8 protein-coding genes, 1 tRNA gene and 1 pseudogene are annotated in these 7893 nt (G+C 44.0%); 2 read left to right on the top strand and 8 right to left on the bottom strand.

Features of this window, described 5'->3' with window-relative positions:
• Window positions 1-341 (top strand): annotated as a pseudogene (locus ICN16_RS09620) (peroxidase family protein); the annotation flags it as partial.
• An 83-nt stretch (window positions 342-424) separates the two neighbouring features.
• Here ICN16_RS09620 and ICN16_RS09615 read toward each other — a convergent pair.
• The 4 genes from ICN16_RS09615 to ICN16_RS09600 all read right to left on the bottom strand — a co-directional run bounded on the left by ICN16_RS09615 (window position 425) and on the right by ICN16_RS09600 (window position 3403).
• Window positions 425-1177, bottom strand: a complete 753-nt coding sequence (locus ICN16_RS09615; RefSeq protein ID WP_216136824.1) for a YoaK family protein — start codon at window positions 1175-1177, stop codon at window positions 425-427.
• Window positions 1178-1213: 36 nt separating this feature from the next.
• Complete coding sequence (locus ICN16_RS09610; RefSeq protein WP_216136822.1) at window positions 1214-1897, bottom strand: haloacid dehalogenase type II; 684 nt, start codon at window positions 1895-1897, stop codon at window positions 1214-1216.
• A gap of 39 nt (window positions 1898-1936) precedes the next feature.
• Complete coding sequence (locus ICN16_RS09605) at window positions 1937-2455, bottom strand: DinB family protein (protein WP_216136820.1); 519 nt, start codon at window positions 2453-2455, stop codon at window positions 1937-1939.
• 105 nt (window positions 2456-2560) lie between these two features.
• Window positions 2561-3403, bottom strand: a complete 843-nt coding sequence (locus tag ICN16_RS09600) for an alpha/beta hydrolase (protein WP_216136818.1) — start codon at window positions 3401-3403, stop codon at window positions 2561-2563.
• Window positions 3404-3595: 192 nt separating this feature from the next.
• Here ICN16_RS09600 and ICN16_RS09595 point away from each other — a divergent pair, with 192 nt between their 5' ends.
• Window positions 3596-3946 (top strand): DUF3147 family protein, encoded by a 351-nt coding sequence (locus ICN16_RS09595; protein WP_216136816.1) that lies wholly within the window; start codon window positions 3596-3598, stop codon window positions 3944-3946.
• 35 nt (window positions 3947-3981) lie between these two features.
• On the opposite strand, the gene ICN16_RS09590 is transcribed toward ICN16_RS09595, so the two are convergent.
• The 4 genes from ICN16_RS09590 to ICN16_RS09575 form a co-directional block, all read right to left on the bottom strand.
• A tRNA-Phe gene (locus ICN16_RS09590) sits at window positions 3982-4057 on the bottom strand.
• 259 nt (window positions 4058-4316) lie between these two features.
• Window positions 4317-4958 carry a trimeric intracellular cation channel family protein gene (locus ICN16_RS09585; protein WP_216136814.1) on the bottom strand — a complete coding sequence of 214 codons (642 nt, stop codon included), beginning with the start codon at window positions 4956-4958 and terminating at the stop codon, window positions 4317-4319.
• Entirely contained in the window at window positions 4955-5626 is a 672-nt protein-coding gene (locus tag ICN16_RS09580) for a YoaK family protein (protein WP_216136812.1), read from the bottom strand. Before ICN16_RS09580 ends, ICN16_RS09585 begins: the two co-directional genes overlap by 4 nt.
• Before the next feature lie 8 nt (window positions 5627-5634).
• Complete coding sequence (locus ICN16_RS09575) at window positions 5635-7830, bottom strand: OsmC domain/YcaO domain-containing protein (protein ID WP_216136810.1); 2196 nt, start codon at window positions 7828-7830, stop codon at window positions 5635-5637.
• Window positions 7831-7893 lie beyond the last annotated feature (63 nt).

Below are 7893 nucleotides of genomic sequence, written 5' to 3'. Positions count from 1 at the left end.
TGACCGTATTAGTCGGCGGTATGCGCGTTCTTGGAACAAACTATGGCGGCGCTAAGCAGGGCGTGTTCACAGAAAAAGAAGGGGTGCTGAGTAACGACTTTTTCATCAATCTAACGGACATGAACTATCAGTGGAAACCAACTGGTCGCAACAGCTACGATATTGTTGAGCGCAATACAGGCAATACTAAATGGACCGCCACTCGAGTTGATTTGGTATTTGGCTCTAACTCTATCCTGCGCGCCTATGCAGAAGTCTACGCACAAGATGACAACAAAGAAAAGTTTGTGAATGACTTTGTTGCAGCTTGGACTAAGGTCATGAACGCAGATCTTTTTTGATGCCTAAGTAGCAATAGCTTGTATTAGTAAAGGGGGCTATGCCCCCTTTACTTTTAGCAACTCAGCACAAAAGCAAAAATAGATTAGCCTTTTAATGCTGCCCAAATATCCCGATAAATCTGCAGGCTTGCTATGAAGACAAGCGAGAGGGAAAGCGGTATTACTGATATATAGCCAGCCGTCTTGAAGCTAATAGCACCAACTATTCCGCCCACCAAAAACATTCCAAAAATAAATAAATGAGTTTTTAACTTTTCTTTATTTGCCTGCACATACCCACTTTCATTCGCTTGCGTAGACTTATTCCAATACATCAACTTTCCCACTTCTATACCAATATCAGTAATAACACCTGTCATGTGGGTTGTTCTAATTTCTGCTTTGGAGGCTTTAGTGACAATGGCGTTTTGCAGGCCCATTACAAAACATAAGAGAAGAGCAATAGTCGGAACGGTTAAGGGTAAATATAAATTGAGATTGGCGCCTACTAAACCAAAGACCAATAGCAGAGCAGCTTCAAGGAATAGCGGCAAGGCAAACTCGCTATGAATTTTTCTTCTATGGCCCCAATTAACAATGATGGCTGTAGTAGCTGCCCCAAGTAGAAATGAGAGCAAAAGTGAGATGCCGCCTAAAACCGAAATGAAGTCATTCAGAGCAAGGTCATCGCCAATTGCAGAAATAATTCCGCTCATATGAGATGTATACCGAGAAATAGCCAAGAAACCACCCGCATTAACAGCGCCCGCTACAAACGCCATATAGGCGCCCAACTGAATATTGGTCTTATGGGATCGCTGTGCGCTTGTTAAGCGCCGAATGAATTCAATTGGCATTAAGTCTTTATTTTACGACTCAAGATTGATGCTCTATTAAATAATCTCTAGAACCTTACTTAGAGAGTTGCCTTCATAGTTTGGCAACTCACTAATTTCTTCAAATGGGTGCTCGAGGCGGTTAACCCAAAATACATCAAACCCAAACCACTTTGCCGCCAGCGCATCCCAAGCATTACTTGATACAAACAAAACCTCTTCTTTTGTTACCGGAAATGCTTTTAATAGAAGCTCATATGCTTGAGGGGCCGTCTTGAATAATCGTATATCTTCAACAGTCACTACCCGATCTAAGTAATTCGTCAAGCCGTTGCTATCAACTACGGTTGCCAGCATCTCTCTGCTGCCGTTGGACAAAATTGCTGTAGATATTCCCTTAGCTTTAATTGCCTTTAGAACGCTCAAGCTATCCTTAAAACCAGTGAGCTTCGCATACTGATCCATCAATCGTTTTTCGTAATCAGGGGTGAGGTTTAAGTGCATGCGCTTACATACATAACGCAATGAACGCACCGTTAACTCCCAAAAAGGAAGGTAGTACTTGCTACCGCCTGAACTTGGATCGCTCATGGTAACTAGGCGGGTGTACTCAATCTGTCGATCGCGCCACATTAAAGCGAAGGTCTGACCATTGCCAGGAAATAATTCTTCCGCCAACTCTCCCATGGAATAAACATCAAATAATGTTCCATAAGCATCAAAGGCTATAAGCTTGTACATGTAATCTACTCCATATTGATGTGATGGGGCCTGAATGTCTTATCCAAGGTCTGCCTCATTAAAGGCATCTCGTATATAGACAGGCAAATCTATTGATGGGGGTCGAAAACCAGACTGGTAAAACATATCTCCAATATGGCCACGATGAAATGCTTTGTGATTGCAGATATGAATCAAAATATCGCCCCTAGTCATTTCTCCGGCACCGCCATCAACAAAAGAAAATTTAATCTTTTGATTGAGTAGCGGGTCAGTCATGGAGTCAGCATATTTGATATACCAGTCGCCTGTTTCATTTAACTTTTCAGCAAGTAAAGCTAAGGAATCTAGTGCATCAGTGGTTCTGGATGTAAACCCGTGATCTTTCCCCAGTAAGTGGGCCCGCCAGATTTGATCAACAATCTCCATATGGGCCAAGGTAAAGGACATTCCGCCAAATGCTGCAGCGCGCTTTTTGGTCACTTCATCCGGCGGCAGGGCAGCAATCGCGTCCAAAAGCATGTTGTTTGCCCATTGGTTATAACGCGTGAGCATTCGGATGTTTCGAACAGCAGACATATAGCCCTTCTTTAACAAGTAAGCACAGTCTAACAAATGAAAAACCGCCCGAAGATGGTTTTGGTGTTTCTTGGTGAACGGGGCGGAATCGACTAGCGCCGGGGGCTATTCGCCAACAATAGCTTGAACTCGGCCGGTTTTAATCCACTGAATCACTGCGGTTGAGGCGGCCTCTTCTCTGCCCCCCATGGAATGTAAGTGCGTTCCACCACAAACATCCCCCGTGCCTTCGCCACCTTTTACTGTTATCAGATTATTTTTTGAATATGCGACAACAGTTGAATAAGGAGTGTGGGAGCATTGATCATCGCCATGATGAATATTTAATACAGGCGCCTTTAATGCTGACATATCGAATGACTCCACTGAAGAGCCATAGATCCTGTTGTAGTTATTGGCTAAGGTCATAGATGCCGAATGAATGCTGCCTCTTATTTCAGTACCTAGATTTTTAGCAAGCCACTTTGATGAGATTGTTCCGTAGCTATGGCCCATCACATAAAAATTTTTGATCCCATACTTTTCTTTTAACAGGACCATGATTTTCCTTACATCATCAGCATGCTTGCCTGAAGATCGGTAGTCGTCATTACACCCCAATGGTTTGTTGCCTGGTGCTACGCTATTCTCATCGCTAGGACAATCCATCACTACAAGAGCTATACCCGATTGAGAAAATAATTCTGTATTGTTTTGTAGGTAATTTAAATTTCTCTTCCAGTCATTCTCGGTCTTAATATTGGCAATGCCAGACCAACCGCGATAAAAGAGCAAAGCAGCATCTGTTGGCGTAGAAGGCTTAAGTAGTATCGCCCTTTGAACCACTGGAGATTTTGAAAAAACCCCCGACTCTCTTCCAGCATCTGCCTCCAGAAGAATGGGAGTCATTGTTTGAGCTGTTACAGAGCCAAGGCAAGCTAAGGCGCAGATGCTAAATAGCCATTTCATTTCATAACCCCAGACTTTTGTAGGTGAGTAACTTTACTAACTAGGAAACTCTACTCTATTGGTGAAATATTCACAGGGCCCACACGTGAAAAAACCACCCGAAGGTGGTTTTAGTGTTTCTTGGTGGTCCGGGGCCGAGGATATTTAATCCTGCTTTAGACTATCGAATGACCACTTCTTCCTAAGGCTCAAATGGCTTGGATCATCACAAAGTATCTATTAACAGCAGGATTGGTTGTATTCATTTCTGAAGTTGCTAAACGAAGCGATAGGTTGGGCGGCTTTATTGCGGCATTGCCCTTAATGACTCTTTTAACTTTAGTGTGGCTATATGTAGAAAATCAGCCGGAAGAGAAAATTGCTAATCACGCTTATTACACCTTTTGGTATGTGATTCCAACGCTACCTATGTTTCTATTATTTCCATATCTACTTCCTAAGCTCGGATTCTGGATAACCATGGGGGCTTGCGTGGCGACAACTGTTATCTGCTTTGGTTTATTTGTCTTGGTGATGAAGGGCTTTGGAATTAATCTGCTCTAAATGAAAAAACCACCCGAAGGTGGTTTATAGAATCTTGGTGGCCCGGGGCGGAATCGAACCACCGACACAAGGATTTTCAATCCTCTGCTCTACCGACTGAGCTACCAGGCCAAGAGTTGGAATTATAAATGAAACTCCATTCCAGCCTCAAAAACTGCAGAAAACTGTTCTGGCCTTGAGAATTTAGCCTGAAATCCTCTAGCGGCGGGGACAGTCGACTCTGTTTAATGATGAAAGTGATTGGCATTGCAGAGGGTTAATCGCACCCGATATGTCCAACCTCTTACATTCAAAACATATGGATGGGGCATTAAGGGAGCCCGCCTGATTTAATGAATGGTCAGAAATCACCAAATCATGAACGCTGATCTTATATTTTTGAGCGCAGTATTAAAAAACTTGGGACATGCCATTTCCAGTGAATTGCGCAGGCCCTAAAAAGAAATATTTGTGCAGAGCAAATAATTTCTCCGATCAATACATGCTCAGGGAAAAACTTTAGAACAGCAACCATGCTTATACAACCCAAGAGCACTGGGATGATATAAAGCTCGCTTGACATCAAAAGAGTTTTTCGGCTTGCCAGAACATCGCGAATAATTCCGCCACCAATTGCTGACATCACACCAAAAACAAGCGGAAGAATTGGAATGGTTAATCCAAGGCCCCATATTTTGATAGTTCCTTGAATGGCAAATAAGGCTGCACCAAAAGCATCTAAATACAACATCAGCACATAGACTTTTGTGTTTCTAAAAAATGGCCTGGCCAAGAAAACGCATACGCTAGCCAAAACGGCAAGCCTTATGTCAACAGCATCCGGCAGCCAAAATACTGGGACACCCACAATCAAGTCACGCAAAGTACCGCCGCCCACAGCAGTAATACTCCCCAAAACAATTACTGCAAAAATATCAATGTCGTCTTTTTCATTTACGGCTAATACCGCTGTTATTGCAAAAGCAATAACAGCTAAGTTATTAAGCCAAAAGTTTAGAGTTTGGGCATTCATAAGGTCGAAGTATCTAAAGCTTGGGCAGACTTATTGAATATCACCATGGCCAAGGACATTACGATGAATGCGAGTCCGAGCGACCATGCGGGATCAATTTTTGCCAAATAACCACCAATAGCGCCACTAACAATAAATAACAAAATAGAAGTTAGTCTTCTTATCCAGCGGTCACTTTTGGAGGCCGCTAAAGGAGACTCGGCAATCAGCGAGGTATACGTTCCCGTCAACAGACTAGTGGCGAAATCTTGAACACCATGCACTCTGACAATAGTTGTCATGGCACCCATAGCCATAGATAAAAGATTAACCAACATATCCCTGAGGGTGGGGTGCGTTTCTGGCGTCCCCCAAAATGTTAATGCCATTGCTGCGCCTATTAGCAGCCAAACAAGCCAAAAGGCTTTACGAGAGCGATTACCACTACCGCATGCTTTCATTACTCTTGCAGCAATAATGATGCCAATAGTAAATCCACCTAAAGCGCGAACATACTTTAAACCTAGCTCGATCGGATGGCCCTCGGCAAGCGCAATAGTGAACATCAATATATTGCCAGTCATCATGGCTGAAAATACGCCATTTAACCCAACAAAACAGGTGACATCAACTAAGCCGCAAACACAGGCCAAAAGATAAACGCCATATTTATGTTCTGGTATACCCACAAGTATTCCTAGCTATGGACTTTAGATCTGGCAGCATGAAGCTTCTTATAACTATCAAGTAGTCGATGGTGTCTATCCAGCCCCTCTAGCTTCATACTCGTGGGGGTCAAACCATAAAAGCGGATTGTGCCGTCCACCGACCCCATGACGGCATCCATTCTCGCGTTGCCAAACATTCGGCGGAAATTCACTATGTAATCTTCAAGCTCTAAATCATCGTCTAGCAGAGTCTCTAGCACCGCATTTAACGCCTGATAAAACAATTTGCGCTCGATGGTATTGTCGTTATATTGAAGAAATGCACCCACAAGTTCATGCGTTTCTTCGAATTGCTTTAAGGTAAGGTGGATGAGCAGCTTCAACTCTAGAACAGTTAACTGACCCCAAGGCGTATTCTCATCAAACTCAATGCCAATCAATGTGGCAATATCGCCGTACTCATCTAGCTCATTATTTTCTAAACGCTCAAGTAACGCACTTAAGCTTGCATCATCTAATTTAAATAGATTCAAAATATCAGCACGGAACAGTAATGCCTTATTGGTATTGTCCCAAACTAAATCTTCAATTGGATATACCTCAGAATAGCCTGGCACCAAGATTCGGCAAGCAACCGCGCCCAGCTGGTCATATACCGCTACGTAAGCTTCTTTACCTAGGGACTCAAGAATGCCAAATAAAGTGGTGGCCTCTTGAGTGTTCGAGTTTTTGCCTTTGCCGGAAAAGTCCCACTCAACAAATTCGTAATCTGATTTAGCGCTAAAAAATCGCCACGATACAATACCGCTTGAATCAATAAAGTGCTCAACAAAGTTATTTGGCTCGGTGACTGCTTCACTTGTAAAGGTCGGGGGAGGTAAATCATTGAGGCCCTCTAGGCTGCGACCCTGCAGCAACTCCGTCAAACTCCGCTCTAACGCCACCTCTAGACTTGGGTGCGCCCCAAATGATGCAAACACTCCGCCCGTTCTTGGGTTCATTAAGGTAACGCACATAACGGGATAGACGCCTCCCAGCGACGCATCCTTTACGAGGACTGGAAACCCTTGCTCTTCAAGGCTCTGTATGCCCGCCAGAATGCTAGGATATTTTGCGAGCACCTCTTGTGGCACATCCGGTAAAGCAATTTCACCCTCAAGAATTTCACGCTTTACGGCTCGCTCAAAAATTTCTGATAAGCATTGCACTTGTGCTTCAGCCAATGTGTTGCCTGCACTCATGCCATTGCTGACATACAGATTTTCAATTAAGTTTGACGGGAAATAAACAGCCTCACCATCCGACTGGCGCATATATGGCAAGGAGCAAATCCCCCGCTCAGCATTACCAGAATTAGTATCGATTAAATGTGAGCCACGCAGCTCACCATCAGGGTTAAAAATACTGAGGCAGTACTCATCCAGAATTTCTTTTGGCAACGCATCTTTTGGTCCTGGCTTGAACCAACGCTCATTTGGATAATGAACAAAAGCGCCATTGGCAATGTCTTCACCCCAGAATGCGCCAGCATAAAAATGATTGTTGCTGAGTCGCTCGATGTACTCGCCCAAGGCTGAGGCCAGAGCGCTCTCCTTCGTAGAGCCTTTACCATTTGTAAAACACATTGGCGAGTGCGCATCGCGAATATGCAAAGACCACACGTTGGGGATTAAGTTGCGCCATGAGGCGATTTCAATCTTGATTCCTAGCTTGGCTAATACACCGGACATATTGGCAATGGTTTGCTCTAATGGCAAATCCTTGCCCGCAATACTAGTGCCCACATCTGAAGCAGGCCTCAAAGTCAATAAAGTCTGTGCATCAGCATCTAGGCTTTTAACTTCCTCAATCACAAACTCGGGCCCAGCTTGTACGACTTTTTTTACAGTGCAGCGTTCGATGGAGCGCAATATGCCCTGGCGATCATTGGCTGAGATATTTTCAGGTAGTTCAACTTGAATTTTGAAAATCTGCTGGTACCGATTTTCTGGGTCAACAATGTTGTTTTGGGAAAGACGAATGCTCTCGGTTGAAATATTGCGTGTATCGCAATACAACTTCACAAAATATGCTGCACACAAGGCAGAGGAGGCCAGAAAGTAGTCAAAAGGCCCCGGGGCAGAGCCATCACCTTTATAGCGGATGGGCTGATCGGCAACTACTGTGAAGTCGTCGAACTTGGCCTCAAGACGCAACTTATCGAGAAAGTTAACCTTTATTTCCATGGGAATAATTCCGAAATGATGTGAGCACCATTATCCGTCGCAACATCGATGCTGTGTGCCTCA

The sequence above is a fragment of the Polynucleobacter sp. es-MAR-4 genome (assembly GCF_018882055.1).
Taxonomy (GTDB): Bacteria; Pseudomonadota; Gammaproteobacteria; order Burkholderiales; family Burkholderiaceae; genus Polynucleobacter.
Note: the sequence above shows the minus strand (reverse complement) of the source record. Positions and strands in the feature narration are given on the sequence as shown.

Coding starts and splice junctions, on each gene's coding strand:
- ICN16_RS09585 (WP_216136814.1), bottom strand. CDS start 4,958: ATGAATGCCCAAACTCTAAACTTTTGGCTTAATAACTTAGCTGTTATT.
- ICN16_RS09610 (WP_216136822.1), bottom strand. CDS start 1,897: ATGTACAAGCTTATAGCCTTTGATGCTTATGGAACATTATTTGATGTT.
- ICN16_RS09605 (WP_216136820.1), bottom strand. CDS start 2,455: ATGTCTGCTGTTCGAAACATCCGAATGCTCACGCGTTATAACCAATGG.
- ICN16_RS09615 (WP_216136824.1), bottom strand. CDS start 1,177: ATGCCAATTGAATTCATTCGGCGCTTAACAAGCGCACAGCGATCCCAT.
- ICN16_RS09595 (WP_216136816.1), top strand. CDS start 3,596: ATGGCTTGGATCATCACAAAGTATCTATTAACAGCAGGATTGGTTGTA.
- ICN16_RS09575 (WP_216136810.1), bottom strand. CDS start 7,830: ATGGAAATAAAGGTTAACTTTCTCGATAAGTTGCGTCTTGAGGCCAAG.
- ICN16_RS09600 (WP_216136818.1), bottom strand. CDS start 3,403: ATGAAATGGCTATTTAGCATCTGCGCCTTAGCTTGCCTTGGCTCTGTA.